The following is a 17991-nucleotide window of genomic DNA, read 5'->3' as shown; positions in this document are numbered from 1 at the left end:
GGTACGTCTGGCACTACCTGCCGAAGGCCGCGCCGGACCAGCAGTGGCGGGGGATCACCGGCAAGGCCCGGCGCGCGGCGATCGGCGGCGCCTGGGTCGCGCGACTGCGGGTGCAGGCCCGGCGGCACGACATCGTCCACGTGCACTCCGCGTCCACGCTGGCGCACGCCCGGCTCGGCGCCCCCCGGTACGTGCTGCACTGCCACGGCACCGACGTGCGCACCGCCCAGTACGACCCCGCGCGCCAGGCCGGCATCCGCGGCGGCCTGCGCGACGCCGAGGCCGTGTTCTTCTCCACCCCCGACCTCGCCGAGCACGTGCTGCCGCACCGCGAGGACGCCGTCTACGTCCCGGTGCCGGTCGACGTGGACGCCGTCGAGCCGTGGCAGCCGGGGGAGGGGCGGCCGCGCGTGGTGTTCGCGTCCCGGTGGACCGCGGACAAGGACAGCACCGACCCGGCCGCCGGCCAGCTCGCGGTGGCCCGCGCGGTCGTCGCCGCGGTCGGGGACGAGGCGGACGTGGTCGGCGTCGACTGGGGCCCGCAGGCCGCCGAGGCCGCCGCGCTCGGCGTGCGCCTGGTGCCCCGCCGCGACCACGCGGGCTACCTCGAACTGCTGTCCGGGTCGAACGTCGTGATCGGACAGACCGCGGGCATCCTCGCCGCGAGCGAGGTCGAGGCGCTCGCCGCGGGCACGCCGCTGGTGGTGCCGGTGCCCCTGCCGCTCTACACCGACGTCGACCCGCCCGTGTACGGCGGGAGCGTGCCGGAGGCGGCCGAGGCCGTGCGCGCGCTGCTCGACGGCAGCCAGGCCCACGACCCGGAGGTGGCGCGGAAGTGGGTGCGCGACCGGCACGGCGTCGAGCACGCCGTGGACACCGTCGCCCGCGTGCACCGCGAAGTCGTGGCGGCCCGCCGGTGACCCCGCCGACAACCCCGCCGACAACCCCGCGGGCAACCATGGTCGAGAAGGAGAACCCGCTCGCGCGGATGCTGCGCCCGGTGCGGCTCGACCGGCCGATCGCCACCTCGCTCGCGCGCGGCAGCGTCTACAGCACGACCGGCCTTGTGGCGCAAGGGATCCTGCGGTTCGCCACGTCGTTCCTGGTTGGACACATCGCGGGCAAGAGCGTGCTCGGCGAGGTGGCGTCCGCGATCGCGATGTCGCTGACGCTCGCGCTGCTCTGGCCGACGACCACCGGCAGCGCGGCGTCGATGTTCCTCGCGCGCGCTCGCGGAGCCGCTAGGCCGGAGGAGCTGCGGTCGACCGCCGCGCACCTGCGGATGCGCACGATGCAGACCGGGCTGCTGCTCGGCGCGGTGTGCCTGCCGCTCTGGGTGCTGGTCGACCGGGGCTCGTGGCCGGACGCGCTGAGCGTGGCCGCGCTGACGATCGCGTACTCCGGCTACAGCTTCACCCGCGGCGTCCAGTTCGGCGCGGGGCAGGTCCTGCGGGCGACCATGTGGGACGTCACGAGCGTGGTGCTCGGCCTGGGCTGTCTGGTCGTGCTGCTGGTCGGTGGCGTGCGCAGCACCGCCCTGGTCCTGCCGCTCGTGCTCACCTACGGGCTCTACACGCTGGCCGGCTGGCCGTACGGCGCGCGCGGCAAGGTCGACCGCGCCCGGCGCCGCGAGCTGGACGGGTTCGTCGTGCTGGGCGCGATCGGCACGCTCGCCAGCACCGGTTTCCTGCAGCTGTCCCAGATCGCGGCGAAGCTGGCCGCCGGCGACGCCGACGCCGGCCAGTACGCGTCCGCGATCGCGCTGGCCACCCCGGCGTCGCTGCTGGCCACGTCGCTGACGCTGGTGCTGCTGCCGTCGCTGTCCGAGACGTTCGGCCGCGGCGACATGACCGCGTTCCGCGCGCAGACCAACAACGCCACCCGCGCGCTCGCCGTGACGATGGTGGCGATCTTCTGCTCGATCATGTTGTGCAGCAGGCTGATCGTCGCCGTGGTGTGGGGCGCGAAGTTCGCGGGCGCGGAGAAGCTGTTGCCCGTGCTGGTGATCGCGGTGCTCGCCACGAACCTGTGCGTGGCATCGGTGAACGCGCTGAACACCCGCTCGCGGCGGGGCATGATGATCAACACGATCTCGAGCATCATCGGGATGACGCTGGGCGTGGTGCTCTGGCTCGTCCTCGCGCCGCGCCTGGGCCTGAACGGCGTGGCGATCGGCTACCTGTGCGGCACGATCACGATCGCGGCGATCCCGATCGCGTGGGTGTGGCGCAAGGACGGCCACCACTGGGGCCTGGTGTACGGCAAGGTCGTCCTGGGCGTCGCGATCGCGGTCGGGCTGGTCGTCGTGGCACACGTGACGAACCTGCCGCTGCTGCTCGACCCGGTGTGCGCGCTCGTCTTCCTGGCGATCTGGTGGCTGCTCAACCGCGCCGACGTGGCGAAGCTGCCGATCCCGGGGCTGCGCCGCCGCTGAGCGTCAGCCCGTCCTCTTCGGACTCTTCGGACGTCCGCTCGTCAGGCCTTCCGCTTGTACAGGAAGAACGACGACATCAGGTTGATGTCCGACGGCGGCTCGACGCGGCGGTCGAGCTCCCACTCCTGCTGTGTCCGCTCGATCCACTTGGTGAAGTCGCGGTGCCGCTCGGTCGGGCCCTGCTCGCTGCCGCTGGTGTCGTTGCTGCAGATGACCACGTACCGTTCGGCGCTCGCGAACAGGCGGGTCATGTAGTTCTCGAACAGCTCTTCCTCGATGAGGTGGAAGATGACCTCCATCGACAGCGCGAGGTCGCCGCGCAGCCAGCCGGCCGGGTCGGCCAGTGCCTGCGGGTCGTAGGCGAGGAAGCTCTTCGTCGGGTCGTCGGCGAAGCGCTCCATGCACATGCGCACCGCGGTCGCCGACGGGTCCATCCCGAGATAGCGCGGGTACTTGGCCAGGCCGAGCTGGTTGCCGTCCCCGCAGCCCAGGTCGACCACGGACGCCACGCCGAGCTCGGCCACCCAGTCGTTGACGACCTCCGCCTTCCACTCGGCCTCGCGGCCGTACGAGCCGGCACCGGAGTTGCCGCCCTTGGCGTAGCGGCTCTCCCAGTACTCGGTGGTGCCCTTGAAGGCGGTCTTGCGCACCTTCAGCACCAGCGGGTTCTTGCTCAACGTGGACACGACGGATCGAATACTGCTCACGACGGGGACCCTAGCGCAGTGCCGTCGGCGTCCTGCGTGAGCACTCCGTCGCGCTCGGTGTAGGTGGCGCCGGTCAGCGGGCACACCCAGCGCCCGCCCTCCTCGCGCAACGGCGCGCCCGCCTTGCCGACCCAGCCGACGCGCCGCGCGGGCACGCCCACCACCAGGCCGAAGTCCGGCACGTCCTTGGTCACCACGGCGCCGGCCGCCACGGTGGCCCACGCGCCGATGCGCACCGGCGCCACGCAGACCGCGCGGGCTCCGATCGCGGCGCCCCGCTCGATCGTCACGCCGACCGCCTGCCAGTCCGACGCGCTCTTCTGGCTGCCGTCCGGGTTGACCGCGCGCGGGTACGTGTCGTTGGTGAGCACCACCGCCGGACCGATGAACACGCCGTCCGCGAGCTGGGCGGGCTCGTACACCAGCGCGAGGTTCTGGACCTTGCAGTTGTCGCCGAGCCGCACGCCGGTGCCGATGTACGCGCCGCGCCCGACGATGCAGTTCTCACCGAGCTGCGCGTCCTCGCGCACCTGCGCCTGGTCCCAGATCTTGGTGCCCTCGCCCAGCTTCGCGCCCTCCGCGACCTGCGCGGTCTGCGCCACGAAGACCATGCCGCTCACGCCTTCCCGATCGCGCGGTAGCCGACGCCCGGCCACGCGTCGGCCGAGCTCACCCGCCGGCCGTCGACGAACGTGGCGATGCCGGGCAGGTCGTCCGGGCCGAGCTTCGCGTACTCGGCGTGGTCGGCCTGCACGACGGCGGCGTCGACCTTCTCGCCGAGGTGGTAGGGCTCGAAGCCGAACGCGCGCAGCTCCTCGTCGCTGTACATGGGGTCGTGCACCAGCGCGGTCGCGCCCCGGTCCCGCAGGGCCTGCACGGTGGCGAACACGCCGGAGAACGCGGTCTCCTTCACGCCGCCGCGGTAGGCCGCACCCAACACGACCACCCGCTGGCCGGTCAGCTCGCCGTGCACGCCCTCCAGCAGGCCGATCGTGTAGCCGGGCATGCCGGCGTTGGCCTCGCGGGCCGCGCGCACGACGGTCGCCTCCGGGTCGTTCCACAGGTACAGCCGCGGGTAGACGGGGATGCAGTGCCCGCCGACCGCGATGCCCGGCTGGTGGATGTGGCTGTACGGCTGGGAGTTGGACGCCTCGATGACCTGGTAGACGTCGATGCCGGCGGTCGCGGCGAAGCGGGCGAACTGGTTGGCCAACCCGATGTTCACGTCGCGGTAGGTGGTCTCGGCGAGCTTCGCGAGCTCGCTCGCCTCCGCGGAGCCGAGGTCCCACACGCCGTTCGGCCGGGCGAGGTCGGGGCGGTCGTCGAAGTCCAGCACGGCCTCGTAGAACTCCCGGGCCCGCTGCGCGCCGGCCGCGGACAGCCCGCCGATCAGCTTGGGGTACTTGCGCAGGTCGGCGAAGACCCGGCCGGTCAGCACGCGCTCGGGGGAGAAGACGAGGTGGAAGTCGGTGCCCTCGGTCAGCCCGGAACCCTTCTCGAGCATGGGCTTCCACCGGGTGCGCGTGGTGCCGACGGGGAGCGTGGTCTCGTAGGACACCAGCGTGCCCTTGGTGAGGTGGCGCGCCAGCTCCTCGGTGGCCGCGTCCATCCAGCCGAAGTCCGGGCGGGCCTCGTCGTCGACGAACAGCGGCACGACGAGCACGACCGCGTCCGCGCCGGGCACCGCGTCGCCGTAGTCCGTGGTGGCGCGCAGGTTGCCGGCCGGTACGAGCTCGGCCAGCTTCTCCTGCAGGTGCGCCTCGCCGGGGAACGGCTCGACCGCACGGTTGACCATGTCCACGACGTCGGCGTTCACGTCGACGCCCACGACCTCGTGGCCCTTGGCGGCGAACTGGACGGCGAGGGGAAGACCGATCTTCCCGAGGGCGATGACAGCGATTTTCACGCGTCGCAGCCTAAACGCCCCTCCCCACCCGTCCGTCCGCCGGTACGCCGGTAGCCTTCCCGTGTCAAGACTCGACTCCGGGAGGCGACGTTGGGCGACCAGCGTGACGTGTGGCTGGTGGTACCGGTCTTCAACGAGGCACCGGTCATCGCCGAGGTGGTCCGCGAGGTCCGGGCGACGTTCCCCAACGTGGTCTGCGTGGACGACGGCAGCAAGGACCGCTCCGCCGAGCAGATCCGGCTGTCCGGCGCCCACCTGGTGCGCCACCCGGTCAACCTCGGGCAGGGCGCGGCACTGCAGACCGGCGTCGAGTACGCCCGCTCGCAGCCGGGCGCGCAGTACTTCGTCACGTTCGACGCGGACGGCCAGCACCAGGTCAAGGACGTCGAGCGGATGATCGAGCGGCTGCGGCACGAGCCGCTGGACATCGTGCTGGGCACCCGGTTCCACGAGGAGACCGAGAACATCCCGTTCCTGAAGCGCTTCGTGCTGAAGACCGTGGTCCAGCTGTCGCCGGCGCTGCGGAAGCTGAAGCTCACCGACGCGCACAACGGGCTGCGGGCGTTCAACAAGACGGTCGCCGACGGCTTGAACATCACGCTGAACGGCATGGGGCACGCGTCGCAGATCGTGGAGATGATCGCCCGCGAACAGTGGCGGGTGGCCGAGGAGCCGGTGACGATCCTGTACACCGAGTACTCGATGGCGAAGGGCCAGTCCCTGATCAACGGCGTGAACATCCTGTTCGACGCCCTGCTGCGGACGAACGCCAGGAGGTAGTCACATGCTGATCCAGTACATCCTCATCCTGGCCGTCGTGCTGCTGGTCGTCTTCTTCCTGCGTCACCACGGCACCACCCGCGCGGGCGCGCTGGTCAAGCTCGGCTTCGCGCTGTTCCTGGTGTTCGGCGTGTTCGCGGTCGTGGCGCCGAGCCTGGTCAGCCGGCTCGCGTCGCTCGTCGGCGTCGGCCGGGGTACCGACCTGGTGCTCTACGCGCTCGTGGTGGCGTTCGGCTTCGCCACGATCAACACGTACCTGCGGTTCAAGGAGCTGGAGCTGCGCTACGCGCGGCTGGCGCGCGCGGTCGCCCTGCGCAGCGCGGAGAGCCCGGAGCCGACCGACACCGAGCACGACGGCACCCTGCACTAGGCCTGTTCGGCCACCGCGAGGAATCGGTCCAGCACCGCTTTCCGGTTGTCGGTCGGCCACGCCAGCACCAGCTCCCACGTGGGTATGTCGTCGCTGATCGGCCGGTAGGCGACGGCCCGCTCCGCGGTCGGCGGGGTCGGCGCGATTAGCAGGGACACGCCGAGCCCGGCCGCGACGAGCGACACGATCGTCTGCACGCCGGCGGCCTCCTGGACGATCCGCGGTGTGAACCCGGCGGCCATGCAGTGGCCGATGATCGCGTCCTGCACCGCCGGGCCGAACTCGCGCGTGTAGAGCACGAACGGCTCCTCGGCGAGTGCGGCCAGCGGCACCCGCTCGCGCCGGGTGAGCGGGTGACCGCCCGGCAGCGCCACGACCAGCGGGTCGCGCGAGACCACCCGCGTGGTCAGCGTCGGCTCGCTGATCGGCGGCCGGAGCAGGCCGACGTCGATGTGGCCGTCCCGCAGCGCCTCCACCTGGCGGAGGGTCGTCATGGCCGAGACGGTGAGGGTGACGTCGGGGTGCGCCGCCCGGAACGCGGCGAGCAGCCGGGGCATGGCCTCGAACGTCGCCGACTGGACGAAGCCCAGCCGCAGCGTGCCGAGCTCGCCCCGGTGGGCCCGCTGCGCGTCGCGTGCCGCGTCGTCGGCGCGGCGCACGATGTCGCGCGCGGCGGCCAGGAAGACCTCGCCGGCCGGCGTGAGCCCGAACCGGCGGCGGACGCGTGTGAACAGCGGCACACCGACGTCGCGTTCGAGGGCGGCGATCTGCCGGCTCAGCGACGGCTGGGTCAGGTGCAGCCGGGACGCGGCCCGGCCGACGTGCAGTTCCTCCGCGGCGACGACGAACGAGCGGAGATGGCGGAGCTCCATTCTCCACATCATGCGCGCACTGCATGAGATCAGGCAAACACTTGCATTGGACGTATCAGAACGGCGGGCCTAGCTTCGAAGCAGGTACCTCACCGGCGCGCGAAAACCAGTTACCCGCCAAGGAAAAGAGTCTCTGATGTCGATCTTCGTTCCCGCCGACCTCGCCGTGGGGGGCACCCGTGCGCTGGCGCAGTCCGCACTTCCGGACGCGCCCGTCGAGCCGGAGCCCAGGCGGCGGCGCGGCTTGTTGCGGATCCTGTCCAGGACCGCTTCCCGCACCCACCCGGCCGGGCGCCGCGGGGTGCTCCGGGCACGACCCGACCCAGCCGGCGGCTAGCCGTTCAGGTCAGCTTGCGGAAGTACTCGACGGTCTGCCGGACGCCCTCGGCGATGCCGATCTCCGGGCGCCAGCCCAGGTCGGTGGCTGCCGCGCTCGCGTCCAGTGCGGACGCCCGCAGGTCGCCCAGGCGGGCCGGGGCCATCTCCGGCTCGTCGGCGGCGTTGGCCGCCGCGGCGACGAGCGTGTGCAGCTCCCGGTCGGAGGTCTGCACGCCGGTGCCGATGTTGTACCGGCGGCCGCCGCCCGCTTCGCCCGACGCCGCGACGAACGCGGACACCACGTCGCCGACGTAGACGTAGTCGCGGGTGTTGGCCCCGTCGCCGTAGACCTTCGTCGGGCGACCGGTCAGCAGCGCACCCGCGAAGATCGCGACCACGCCCGCCTCGCCGCGCGGGTCCTGGCGCGGGCCGTAGACGTTGGCCAGCGCGAGGTGCGTGCACTCGAGGCCATACAGCTCGCGGTAGGCGTTGAGGTACACCTCGCCGGCGACCTTGCCCGCGCCGTACGGGGACTTCGGGTTGATCGCGGCGGTCTCGTCGACGGGAAGGTCCTCGGGCGAGCCGTAGATCGAGCCGCCGGACGAGGCGAACACGACCTTGCGCGTGCCGGCCCGGCGGGCGGCCTCGGCCACCGCGATCGTGCCGAGCACGTTGCGGGTGGCGTCGTCCTGCGGGTCGGCGACGCTGTGCCGCACGTCGATCTGCGCGGCCAGGTGGTAGACGACCTCGGGCGCGGCCTCGGCCAACACGCCGGCGAGCGCGGGGTCGTTGATGTCCAGCCGGTGCACGGTGAGTCGCCCGGTGTCCTGCGCGCCGGCCAGGTTCGCGAGGCTGTCCCGGCACAGGTTGTCCACGACGGTCACCTCGTGTCCGTCGGACAGCAGCCGGTCGACCAGCGTCGATCCGATGAACCCGGCACCGCCGGTGACCAGTGCGCGCACGGACACTTCCCTTCCAGATCGCGGACGTCCCATCGTATGGGTGGCGGCGCGCTCCTCCGGCGGCGGCTCAGTCCAGCTCGCCCGGTTCGGCCGGGCCGAAGACGAACTCGATCTGGGCCCGCAGCGTCGCCAGCGCGGTCTCGGAGGTCTGGTCGCCCGCCACGAACTCGAACATCAGCCCGTTGAAGAGCGCGATCAGCCCGCCCGCGTCGCGGTCGGCATCCGCCTCGGATCCCTTGCGTGCCAGCAAGATCTGGTCCCTGACTGCCGTGCGCAGCTCGGCGCCGTCCGCGCGGAAGCGGGCGGCGCTGCGTGGGCTCAGCATGAACCGCCGGACGAACACGTCCGCCGCCTCGACCTCCGTGGCGCGGCGGGACGGGCGGGGGAGCATCTCCGACAGGACCGTCCACACGAGCCGCCGGGGCGGGACCGGCTGCGGCAGCTTCGCGATCCGCGCGCGGATCCGCATGCGCGCGTCCTCCGAGATCATCTCGATCGCGAAGGCCAGCATCTCGTCCTTCGTCGTGAAGTAGTGCTGCACCATCCCCATCGACACGCCGGCCTCGGCCGCCACCTTGCGCAGGCTGATCGCGTCCCAGCCCTCCCGGCGGGTGATCCGCCACAGCGCCTCGGTCAGCTCGAGGCGGCGGGTCTGGTGGTCGATCTTCTTCGGCACCGGCCCAGCTTTTCACAATGCGGCGCATTGCAAAAATCATGACCGATTGTTACGATGCAGTGCATTGGGAAACTGATCTGGGGGGTGGGGGAATGAACATCGAGAAGGCCCGGAGCGGCGAGCTCGAGATCGCCTACGAACGCATCGGCCCGGCGGACGGCACGCCGCTGCTGTTGCTGCAGGGCTCCGGTGGTCAGCTGGTGATGTGGCCCGACGACGTCCTGCGGCTGCTCGTCGACCGGGGTTTCCAGGTGGTGCGGATGGACAACCGGGACAAGGGCCTGTCCACGCGCCTGAGCTGGTACGACGATCTCCCGCGCAAGGAGCGCCCCGCGTACACGCTCGGTGCGGTCGCCGATGACGTGATCGCCGTGCTGGACGCGGTGGGCTGGGACAGCGCCCACCTCATGGGTGGCTCGTTCGGCGGTGTGATCGCGCAGCTCGTCGCCGCCCGGCATCCGCACCGGGTCCGCAGCGTCACCATGCAGTCGGTGAACCCGTCGCGGTCGCTGCGGCTGAACCGGCCGAAGCTGCGGACGGTCCTGCGGGTGTTCGGCGTCATGTCCAAGGACTCGAAGACCCGGGACGACGAAGGCGAGAAGTGGGCGAAGGTCTTCCGCGCACTCGCGAACCCGGTGCTCGACGAGGATGTCGCGCAGTGGCGGGAGGCCGGCCGGCTCGCGTTCGACCACGGGGTGGACGCCAAGGGCGACGAGCGGCTGTTCGCCGCGCTGCTCGCCGCCGGCGACCGGCGCCCGCAGCTGGCCGCGATCACCTGCCCGGTGCTCGTCGTCCACGGCAAGAGCGACACGTTGTGCCACTGGAAGGCCGGGAGGGCCACTGCGGAGGCCATCCCGGGTGCGAGGTTCCTGCTCTACCCCGAGATGGGGCATGTCCCGGCGGGCCCGCAGTGGGCCGCGATGGTGGACGAGATCAGCGATCTCGCGTCTGCCGCCGACGCCGGCCTCCGGCCGCTAGATGGAGACACACCCCGACGACGATGAGCAGGAACGCGACCACCACGAGGACCGGCTGGCCGAGGATCGCGCCGAGGAGGAACAGGACCGACCCGAGCACATCGATCCCGATGCGCATGAGCAGGCGGAGATGTGTTCGCTCCGGGGCTTCGTAGTTCCGCAACATCCGCGTGAGTGCGGGATCGGACTCCTCGAACCATTGCTCGATTGCTCTGAGCTCCCGGTCCTCGTGATGGCTCAGCATGGCGGCTCCACGCGCTCGGGCTCGGCTCGGGCCGTGCCCGAAGCCAGTGGGCTACCTGTACCCCGCGTGCGGAACCGGAAACCCTTGCCGTTCAAGATTTTCGCCCGACTCGCACAACCGGCTCGCGCGCGATTCGCTTTGTAGCAAACGGAGTACGCGGTTGCGCGCGAGCGGCACGTCCGCATGGGCTGGATGCCAGAGCCGGCTCGGGTGCACAACCGTCGCGGGGCCACCGGCGCGCGCGTCAGCCGAGGTAGCCGAGGCGGCGGCTGATCTCGTCGGCGCCGTGGATGAGGACCGCGGCCTGCTCGTGCATCAAGGTCTCCGTCAGCCGGTACGCGGGCCCCGACGCGCTCACCGCCGCGAAGACCTTGCCGTCGTGTCCACGGATGGGCGCGGCGATCGCGTTCAGGCCGATCTCATACTCCTCGACGGCAACCGCGTACCCGCGCTCGTACACCGCCGCCAGCTGCTCGGCCAGCTGCTTGCGCGTCGTCACCGTGTGCGGGGTGAACGCCTCCATGCCGTGCGACAGCAGCTCCGTGCGGCGCTTCTCGCTGCGGTAGGCCAGGAGCACCTTGCCGCTCGACGTCGCGTGCAACGGGGTCAGCCGGCCGACCCAGTTGTGCGCCGTCACCGCCGACGGGCCGCGGACCTGGTCCAGGTTGACCGCGTAGTGCGACTCGCCGACCGCGATGTTGACCGTCTCGCCGAGCTCGCGCGCCAGCCGCTCGCACACCGGGCGGCTGTGCCGCGTCACGTCCATGCCCCCGGACACCGCACCCGCCAGCCGCACGATGCCGAACCCCAGCCGGTACTTGCCGCGGTCCTCGGCCTGCTCGACGAGCCCTCGCGTCTCCAGCGCGTTGAGCAACCGGAACGCGGTCGACTTGTGGACCTCGATCTCCGCGGCCACCTCGCTGACCCCGGCCTCGCCCTGCCGGGCCAGGATCTCCAGGACGCTGATCGCGCGGTCGACCGACTGAACCCCGGTGCCGGCCTCCTTGTTGCTCATAGCGAAACTATAAGCGTTGTAGCGAACGCCATGGAGAGCTACGCTCTGCGAGACGCCATTGCGTATGACGAATCGAGTTTGGCTATGCGCAACGTCGAGTTGTTCCGGGACATCCGCTACGAGGTCATTCCCACGCGCACGATCGAGGACGCCGTCGCCTCGGTGGTGCCGACCGACGTGACGATCACCATCACCGCGTCGCCCACCAAGGGTCTCGATCCGACACTCGACCTCACCGAGCGGTTGACCAAGCGCGGCTACCGCGTCGTGCCGCACCTCTCGGCCCGTCTCGTCGTCGACCGCACCCATCTCGAGGAGATCGTCGACCGGCTCGTCACGGCCGGCGTGGCGGACGTGTTCGTCCCGGCCGGAGACGCCGACCCACCCGCCGGGCGCTACGACGGCGCGCTGCCGCTGCTCGCCGAGCTCACCGCGCTGGGCAGGCCCTTCCGCGAAATCGGCATCACCGGCTATCCGCAGAGCCACCCCTCGATCGACGACGACATCGTCGTGCAAGCCATGTGGGACAAGCGGATGCACGCCACCTACATCGTGTCGAACCTGTGCTTCGACGCGAAGGTGCTGGCCGGCTGGGTGCGCCGGGTCCGGCGGCGGGGTGTCGACCTGCCCATCCGGATCGGGCTCGCCGGCCCGGTCGAGCGCACCAAGCTACTGTCGATGGCCGGCAAGATCGGCGTGGGGGAGTCGGCCCGCTTCCTCGGCAGGCACCTCGCGTGGTTCGCGCGGCTCGCGACCGTCTACTCGCCGGACCGGCTGCTCGACCGCGCGGCAGCGGTCCTGTCCGAGCCCGGCATGGCGGTGGCCGGGCTGCACGTGTTCACGTTCAACCAGGTCGCCGAGACCGAACGGTGGCGCGCCGGCGGCTGAACACGCGCGGGCACGTGGTTGTCGGGCAAGCTGGCGGCCTGAGATCTCGGACCGACCCCGCCGGGCACCCCTTCGGCCTGTGCTACGACGAGGCGTGACCGCAACGCCGGGCGACGAGAGCGGCGAGCTCCCGCTCCAGGCCCGCATCCCCCACGGGCACAACGGAAAGCGGCAGCCCGAGCACGGCCGCCGCGTCCGCCGCCCGTGCCCGCAGCTCGTCGGTCGGCCGCTGGGCGAGCCAGACGACGCGGCGGTAGTGGCGGAAGTAGTCGTCCCGCAGCTGGGGGTACCGGTCGAGGCCCAGCTCGGCGACGACCGTGCGGCGGAAGGAGCGGACGAGGAAGTCGGTGAGCACGTAGGTGCCCGCCTCCGCCTCGAACATCGCCTTCATGCGGGACACCCCGGCGAAAACGTCGTAGCAGTGCGCGCCGCCCAGGCGGGCCACGCCGCGGCGCGCGCAGACCTCGTCCAGCGCGCCGTACGTGCCGCAGTCCGCGAACGCCACGGCCACCCGGTCGTACCCGCCGAGCGTGTCCAATGCGGACTCCACGGCGGCGGCGATCCGGTCGGGACGGTTGTGCAGCAGCGGCGGCAACGGGTGGACGGCCACCGGCCAGCCACGGCGCGCGGCGATCTCCGACACGTGCAGGGAAAGCGCCCCGCACGCGATCACCGCGAGCTCAGCCGGGGAAGGCGAGCTGGTCGATGAACCGGTCGTTGAAGTCCGGACGGTCGGAGAGCTCGACATAGCGCACCTCCTCCAGCAGCGCCGCGGCCCCCGCGCGCTCGCGCATCGAGAGCAGCGTCATCTTCGCGCCCTCGCCCGCCACGTTGCCCGCGCTGACGATCCGCAGCACGGAGATGTTCGGCACGAGCCCGATCCGCACGGCGTTGGCCGGCGACAGGTACGAGCCGAACGAACCCGCCAGCAGCACCTGCTGGATGTCGCCCTCGGTCACGCCGAGCTCCTCGGCCAGCAGCCGCCAGCCGGTCGCGATCGCCGCCTTCGCGAACTGCAGCTCGCGCACGTCCCGCTGGGACAGGTACACGGTGGGCTGCCCCCCGGACCAGTGGAGTACGAACACCCGCTCCCCGTTGACCTCACGCAGCCGCCCGGCCAGCCTGGGGAACTTCTCCTGCGCGGCGTCGACCGCCAGCAGCCGCCCCGACGAGTCCAGCAGCCCGATCGCGACCAGCTCGGCGACCGCGTCCACGAGGCCCGACCCGCACAGCCCGGCCGGTTCGACGTCGCCGATCACCTGCAGGTGCACGTCGTCCTGGTCGATCTTCACGACCTCGACCGCACCCTCCGCGGCCCGCATGCCGCAGCGGATCGCCGCACCCTCGAACGCGGGCCCGGCCGGCGCGGCGGTCGCGAGCAGCCGCCGGCTGTCCCCGAGGACGATCTCGCAGTTCGTACCGACGTCCACGAACAGCCGCAGCCGCTTGTCCCGGTCCATTCCGGACGCGAGCATCCCGGAGACGATGTCGCCGCCCACGTACGCGCCGAGCGCCGGGAACGTGTACGCGGGCGCGCCCGGGTGCACCGGCACGCCGAGGTCGGTTGCGAGCACGCGGGGGAGCGAGCGGGTGGCCATGACGAACGGGGCCACGCCGAGCGGCTCGGGGTCGATGCCGAGCGCCAACTGGGTCATCGTCGCGTTGCCCGCGAGCGCCACCTCGTAGACCCGCAGCGGGTTGACGCCGGCCTCCTCGCACACCTCGCGGGCGAGCGTCGCGAGCGTCTCGTGCGCGGCCGCGGTGAGCCTGCCCATCGCCTCCGGGTCGAGCATCGTCGCGCTGATCCGGGTGATGACGTCCGCGCCGAACGGCTGCTGGCGGTTGAGCATCGAGCGCACCGCGGCCGGCGTGCCGGTGGACAGGTCGAGGAGGGTCGCGACGACCGTGGTGGTGCCGAGGTCGAACGCGATGCCGTAACGCTCCTCGCTGGTGTCGCCCGGCTCGACGTCGACCAACCGGTCGTCGACCACGACCGCGGTCACGGTGAAGTCGTTGTCCCGCAACGCTTTCGGCAGGTTGCGCACCGCCCGGAGGTCGACGGTCAGCTCGAGGTCGTCCAGCGCGGCGACCAGCCGCTCTACATCGGACTGCTGGTCGGCGAGCGACGGTTCGGTCAGCGTCACGCACCGCTTCTGCACCGCGGGCCGCAGGATCACCTGCCGGCCGACGCCGACCGTGGCCGCCTTCGGCCGGGTCACCAGCGGCGGCACCTCGACGGCCAGGTCCTCGTTCGCCTTCGCGAGGCACGCGAGCCGCCAGCCCGCGTCCAGCTCCGCCGGGGAGAACGCCCGGGGATCCGATGTGGACACCTCGACCGGCCCGTCGACGCGGACCTTGCACTTGCGGCACGTGCCGTGCCCACCACAGGTCGAGTCGATGGCGATGCCGTGCCAGCTGGCCGCGTCGAACACCGACACGCCGGCAGGCACCCGGACCTCACGATCGTTGGGCGTGAAGGAGATCCGCACCCGGTCGGTCATGGCGCTCCCCGAAACCCGCGAGTCCAACACTCCGCCCCCGCGAGTCCAACACCCGGCCCGCGCGAGTCCGGTGTTCGGGTGGCGCCGACGCGGCCAGCGCCCAGCCCGCGCGAGTCCGGTGCCCCGGTCGCGGGGTGGGCGTGCCGGATTCGCGGGGTGCGAGCGTTGGACTCCCGTGGGGCGAATGTTGGACTCGCGGGGCGCGAGTGTTGGACTCGCGAGGTCATGGCGTTGCGGCTTCGGCTGCTCGCAGCTTCGCGCGGTGGGCGGCGATCCAGTTGGCGCCCCAGGCGTCGTTGCCCAGCAGCAGGTCCGCGGCCTTCACGGCCTCGACCATCACCGGGTTGCGCGCGTCCATGATCGCCGAGGTGAGCCCGCAGTGCATGGCCATCGGCAGGAACGTCGCGCCGAGCACGGGCCGGTTGGGCATGCCGAACGACACGTTGCCGGCGCCGAGCGTCATGTTGACGCCGAACTCCTCGCGGATCAGCCAGATCGTCTCGAGCGTCTTGTTGACCAGCGTCGTGTCCGCGCCGATCGGCATCGCGAGCGGGTCGATCACGATGTCGGCGAGCGGGATGTCGTACCGCCCGACGGCGGTGTCGATGATCTTGCGCGTGATCTCCAGCCGCTTGCGCGGGTCGTCGGGGATCTCGTCCTCCTCGTTGGGCAGCGCGATGACCGCAGCGCCGTAGCGGCGCACCAGCGGGAGGATGCCGTCGAGCCGTTCCTGCTCGCCGGTCACCGAGTTCACCAGCGGCTTGCCCTGGTAGACCTCCAGGGCCGCCTCGAGCGCCTCGACGACCGAGGAGTCGATCACGAGTGGCAGGTCGGTAAGGCCCTGCACCATCTTGACGGCCGAGCACAGCAGCTCCGCCTCGTCGGTGAGCGGCACGCCCATGTTGACGTCCAGCACCATCGCGCCGCCCGCGAGCTGCTGGGTCACGTCGACCTCGATGCGGGACAGGTCGCCGGCGCGCAGCTGCTCGGAGAACTTCGACCGGCCCGTCGGGTTGATCCGCTCGCCGATGATGCAGAACGGCTCGTCCGGTCCGATGGTGACCGTCCTGCTCGCCGAGGAGATGACTGTCTGCATGGGACGCTCCGGATCAGACGGCCGCGACGCGGCGCTTGTGGATGAGCTCCTTGGCCCGCTTGACCGCGGCGGACGCGTCGGCCGCGTACCCGTCCGCCCCGACCGCGTCCGCGTACTCCTGGGTGACCGGCGCACCGCCGACCATGACGATGACCTTGTCGCGCAGGCCCGCCTTCTCCAGCGCGTTGATGTTGGCCTTGAACATCGGCATGGTCGTGGTGAGGAACGCGGAGAAGCCGACCACGTCCGGCTTGTGCTCCTCGATCGCGGCGACGAACTTCTCCGGCGCCACCTGCACGCCGAGGTCGATCACGTGGAAGCCGGCGCCTTCGAGCATGATGTTGACGAGGTTCTTGCCGATGTCGTGCACGTCGCCCTTGACCGTGCCCATGAGGAACGTGCCGACGGTCTCCGCGCCGGTGTCGGCCAGCAGCGGGCGCAGCACGTCCAGCGCGCCGCTCATGGCCTTGCCGGCGATCAGCATCTCCGGCACGAAGAAGTCGCCGCGCTCGAACCTGGCGCCGACCTCCTCCAGCGACGGGATGAGCGCGTCGAACAGCATGGTCTCCGGCGACATGCCCGTGTCGAGACCCATGTTGGTCAGTTCGAGCACGCGCGGCGCGTTTCCGACGAGGGTCTCGTCGTACAGCGCCTTCAGGATCTCGTCGGGGCTCATGGAGTGGCCTTTCTTCGGTAGCCGAGCTGGCGGGAGATGGCGGCCGTGTCGACGGCCAGCTGCTCGCCGAGGCGGGCGGCGTCGGCCTTCGTGATGCGGGTGGTGGGGCCGGAGACGGAGACCGCGGCCACGACCGTGCCGTCGCGGGCGTGCACGGGCGCGGCGACGGCGACGAGCCCCTCCTCCAGCTCCTCCCAGGTCAGCGCCCAGCCGCGGCGCGCGGTCTCGACGAGGTCCGCGTCGAGCTCGCGGCGGGACAGCGGGCGCCCGCGCGGTGGCGCGGGGAGGTCGCCGTCGGGCAGCGTCATCACCTTGCAGGCGTAGAAGATCTTGCCCAGCGCGGAGCAGTGCGGCGGCACGGACACGTCGAGCCAGTTGGTCAGGCCGACGAGATAGCTGGCGTCGACCTGGGCGACCTGCACGACCTCGTCGCCGCGCGGGACGGCGAGGTTCACGGTCTCGCCGGTGCGCTCGCCGATCTCGTCGAGCGTCGACTGGGCGACGTCGAGCAGGTCCTGGGAGGTGTCGTGCTGCGCGGCGTAGACGGCGAACAGGGGGCCGGCGCGGAAGAGGCCGGCACGGTCACGGCGGACCAGCCGGTTGCGCTCGAGCGCGTGCAGCAGCCGGGAGGTCGTGGACTTCGCGAGGCCGAGCTCGTCGACGAGGGAGGTGAACGTGCGGGGCTCCTCGGACTCCACGACGAGCGCGAGCAGCGCCGCCGCGCGATCGACTGCCTGGCTTCCCGCTGGTCCTGTCACCCGGTTCCTCGTTCCTCGTGCGTAACAGTCGCCCCGCGCCTCGCCTCGAGCGGTGTCGGCGGGTCACCCTCGCCCACGGCAGAGTTCCACAATACGGAACCACAGTTCCATAACACGAGCGTAGGATCCGGCGAGACCGGCCGTCAAGGGAGTGCGCAGAGGGAGAACGATGTTCCGCAACCAGCTGCCGCGTTACGAGATCCTGTCCCAGGACGCGATGGAGGTGCTCGACTCCGGGTGGCGCCGGATCGTGTCCGAGATCGGGGTCGAGTTCCTGTCCGACCGCGCGCTGGAGCTGTTCCGCAAGGCGGGGCAGAAGGTCGAGGACAACTGCGTCCGGTTCGATCCGGACTTCCTTCTCGAACAGGTCGGGCAGGCGCCGCGCGAGTTCGATGTGCAGGCCCGCAACCCCGTGAACAACGTGCACATCGGCGGCGACGACATGGTGTTCGGCGGCGTCTACGGGCCGCCGTTCGTGCGCGAGGGCGACGTGCGCCGCGACGGGTCGCTCGCCGACTTCGAGAACTTCGTCAAGCTCGCGCAGAGCTTCCCGATCCTGGACACCGCGGGCGGGATCATCTGCGAGCCGAACGACGCGCCGCTGGACTCCCGCCATCTGGACATGACCTACGCGCTGCAGACGCTGACCGACAAGTTCTACATGGGCAACGTCGTGTCCGCGGTGAACGCGGCCGACACGATCCGGATGACCGAGATCCTCTTCGGCGGCCGCGAGGCCATCGAGCAGACGCCGGCCACGATCTCGCTCATCAACTGCAACTCGCCGCTGCGCTGGGACGACCGGATGCTG

General features: G+C 71.4%; 21 protein-coding genes. 8 read left to right on the top strand and 13 right to left on the bottom strand.

From position 1 onward, the window contains the following. Positions 1-920, top strand: a 920-nt coding sequence (locus VH969_RS03260) for a glycosyltransferase (protein ID WP_331970083.1), incomplete at its 5' end; no start/stop codon positions are given. A gap of 38 nt (positions 921-958) precedes the next feature. Beyond that, the gene (locus VH969_RS03255; protein ID WP_331970081.1) at positions 959-2434 is read left to right on the top strand and encodes a lipopolysaccharide biosynthesis protein; all 1476 of its coding nucleotides are present in this window, start codon (positions 959-961) and stop codon (positions 2432-2434) included. A gap of 41 nt (positions 2435-2475) precedes the next feature. On the opposite strand, the gene VH969_RS03250 is transcribed toward VH969_RS03255, so the two are convergent. The 3 genes from VH969_RS03250 to VH969_RS03240 are packed head-to-tail and all read right to left on the bottom strand — an operon-like array spanning position 2476 to position 5047. Next, on the bottom strand, positions 2476-3141 hold the full coding sequence (locus VH969_RS03250; protein ID WP_331970079.1) for a class I SAM-dependent methyltransferase: 666 nt from the start codon (positions 3139-3141) through the stop codon (positions 2476-2478). Next, the gene (locus tag VH969_RS03245) at positions 3138-3752 is read right to left on the bottom strand and encodes an acyltransferase (protein ID WP_331970087.1); all 615 of its coding nucleotides are present in this window, start codon (positions 3750-3752) and stop codon (positions 3138-3140) included. Before VH969_RS03245 ends, VH969_RS03250 begins: the two co-directional genes overlap by 4 nt. Before the next feature lie 5 nt (positions 3753-3757). Then, positions 3758-5047, bottom strand: coding sequence for a nucleotide sugar dehydrogenase (locus tag VH969_RS03240; protein WP_331970076.1), 1290 nt, complete (start codon positions 5045-5047; stop codon positions 3758-3760). A gap of 90 nt (positions 5048-5137) precedes the next feature. Here VH969_RS03240 and ppgS point away from each other — a divergent pair, with 90 nt between their 5' ends. After that, positions 5138-5827 (top strand): polyprenyl-phospho-N-acetylgalactosaminyl synthase PpgS, encoded by a 690-nt coding sequence (gene ppgS / locus VH969_RS03235; RefSeq protein ID WP_331970074.1) that lies wholly within the window; start codon positions 5138-5140, stop codon positions 5825-5827. Between the two features lie 4 nt (positions 5828-5831). After that, on the top strand, positions 5832-6197 hold the full coding sequence (locus VH969_RS03230) for a DUF2304 domain-containing protein (protein WP_331970072.1): 366 nt from the start codon (positions 5832-5834) through the stop codon (positions 6195-6197). Here VH969_RS03230 and VH969_RS03225 read toward each other — a convergent pair. Beyond that, positions 6194-7069, bottom strand: a complete 876-nt coding sequence (locus tag VH969_RS03225; protein WP_331970070.1) for a LysR family transcriptional regulator — start codon at positions 7067-7069, stop codon at positions 6194-6196. The two genes, VH969_RS03230 and VH969_RS03225, sit on opposite strands and share 4 nt — an antisense overlap. 136 nt (positions 7070-7205) lie before the next feature. Between VH969_RS03225 and VH969_RS03220 the strand changes: the two genes are divergently transcribed. After that, the gene (locus VH969_RS03220; RefSeq protein WP_331970068.1) at positions 7206-7406 is read left to right on the top strand and encodes a hypothetical protein; all 201 of its coding nucleotides are present in this window, start codon (positions 7206-7208) and stop codon (positions 7404-7406) included. Between the two features lie 4 nt (positions 7407-7410). On the opposite strand, the gene VH969_RS03215 is transcribed toward VH969_RS03220, so the two are convergent. Then, the gene (locus tag VH969_RS03215; RefSeq protein ID WP_331970066.1) at positions 7411-8349 is read right to left on the bottom strand and encodes an NAD-dependent epimerase/dehydratase family protein; all 939 of its coding nucleotides are present in this window, start codon (positions 8347-8349) and stop codon (positions 7411-7413) included. A gap of 67 nt (positions 8350-8416) precedes the next feature. Next, complete coding sequence (locus tag VH969_RS03210; RefSeq protein ID WP_331970064.1) at positions 8417-9025, bottom strand: TetR/AcrR family transcriptional regulator; 609 nt, start codon at positions 9023-9025, stop codon at positions 8417-8419. Positions 9026-9117: 92 nt separating this feature from the next. Between VH969_RS03210 and VH969_RS03205 the strand changes: the two genes are divergently transcribed. After that, positions 9118-10029 carry an alpha/beta fold hydrolase gene (locus VH969_RS03205; protein ID WP_331970062.1) on the top strand — a complete coding sequence of 304 codons (912 nt, stop codon included), beginning with the start codon at positions 9118-9120 and terminating at the stop codon, positions 10027-10029. On the opposite strand, the gene VH969_RS03200 is transcribed toward VH969_RS03205, so the two are convergent. Continuing rightward, the gene (locus VH969_RS03200; RefSeq protein ID WP_331970060.1) at positions 9959-10246 is read right to left on the bottom strand and encodes a DUF3040 domain-containing protein; all 288 of its coding nucleotides are present in this window, start codon (positions 10244-10246) and stop codon (positions 9959-9961) included. The genes VH969_RS03205 and VH969_RS03200 overlap by 71 nt on opposite strands. 244 nt (positions 10247-10490) lie before the next feature. Beyond that, positions 10491-11261: an IclR family transcriptional regulator gene (locus VH969_RS03195; protein WP_331970058.1), complete on the bottom strand. Its 771-nt coding sequence runs from the start codon at positions 11259-11261 to the stop codon at positions 10491-10493. Between the two features lie 84 nt (positions 11262-11345). Here VH969_RS03195 and VH969_RS03190 point away from each other — a divergent pair, with 84 nt between their 5' ends. After that, on the top strand, positions 11346-12149 hold the full coding sequence (locus VH969_RS03190; RefSeq protein WP_331970055.1) for a methylenetetrahydrofolate reductase: 804 nt from the start codon (positions 11346-11348) through the stop codon (positions 12147-12149). Between the two features lie 82 nt (positions 12150-12231). Here the strand turns inward: VH969_RS03190 and VH969_RS03185 are convergent, their stop codons facing one another. The 5 genes from VH969_RS03185 to VH969_RS03165 form a co-directional block, all read right to left on the bottom strand. Continuing rightward, positions 12232-12822 (bottom strand): DUF1638 domain-containing protein, encoded by a 591-nt coding sequence (locus VH969_RS03185; RefSeq protein ID WP_331970053.1) that lies wholly within the window; start codon positions 12820-12822, stop codon positions 12232-12234. 7 nt (positions 12823-12829) lie between these two features. Next, on the bottom strand, positions 12830-14650 hold the full coding sequence (locus VH969_RS03180) for an ASKHA domain-containing protein (RefSeq protein ID WP_331970051.1): 1821 nt from the start codon (positions 14648-14650) through the stop codon (positions 12830-12832). A 223-nt stretch (positions 14651-14873) separates the two neighbouring features. Beyond that, positions 14874-15746, bottom strand: coding sequence for a dihydropteroate synthase (locus tag VH969_RS03175; protein WP_331970049.1), 873 nt, complete (start codon positions 15744-15746; stop codon positions 14874-14876). A 13-nt stretch (positions 15747-15759) separates the two neighbouring features. Further along, positions 15760-16422: a cobalamin B12-binding domain-containing protein gene (locus VH969_RS03170; protein ID WP_331970046.1), complete on the bottom strand. Its 663-nt coding sequence runs from the start codon at positions 16420-16422 to the stop codon at positions 15760-15762. Beyond that, positions 16419-17180, bottom strand: coding sequence for an IclR family transcriptional regulator (locus VH969_RS03165; protein ID WP_331970044.1), 762 nt, complete (start codon positions 17178-17180; stop codon positions 16419-16421). Before VH969_RS03165 ends, VH969_RS03170 begins: the two co-directional genes overlap by 4 nt. A 169-nt stretch (positions 17181-17349) precedes the next feature. Between VH969_RS03165 and VH969_RS03160 the strand changes: the two genes are divergently transcribed. Beyond that, positions 17350-17991 (top strand): trimethylamine methyltransferase family protein (locus VH969_RS03160; RefSeq protein ID WP_331970042.1); only part of this gene is annotated, 642 nt, incomplete at its 3' end.

The organism is Actinophytocola sp. (assembly GCF_036555685.1).
Taxonomy (GTDB): domain Bacteria; phylum Actinomycetota; class Actinomycetes; order Mycobacteriales; family Pseudonocardiaceae; genus Actinophytocola.
This window is presented reverse-complemented; position numbering and strand designations above follow the sequence as displayed.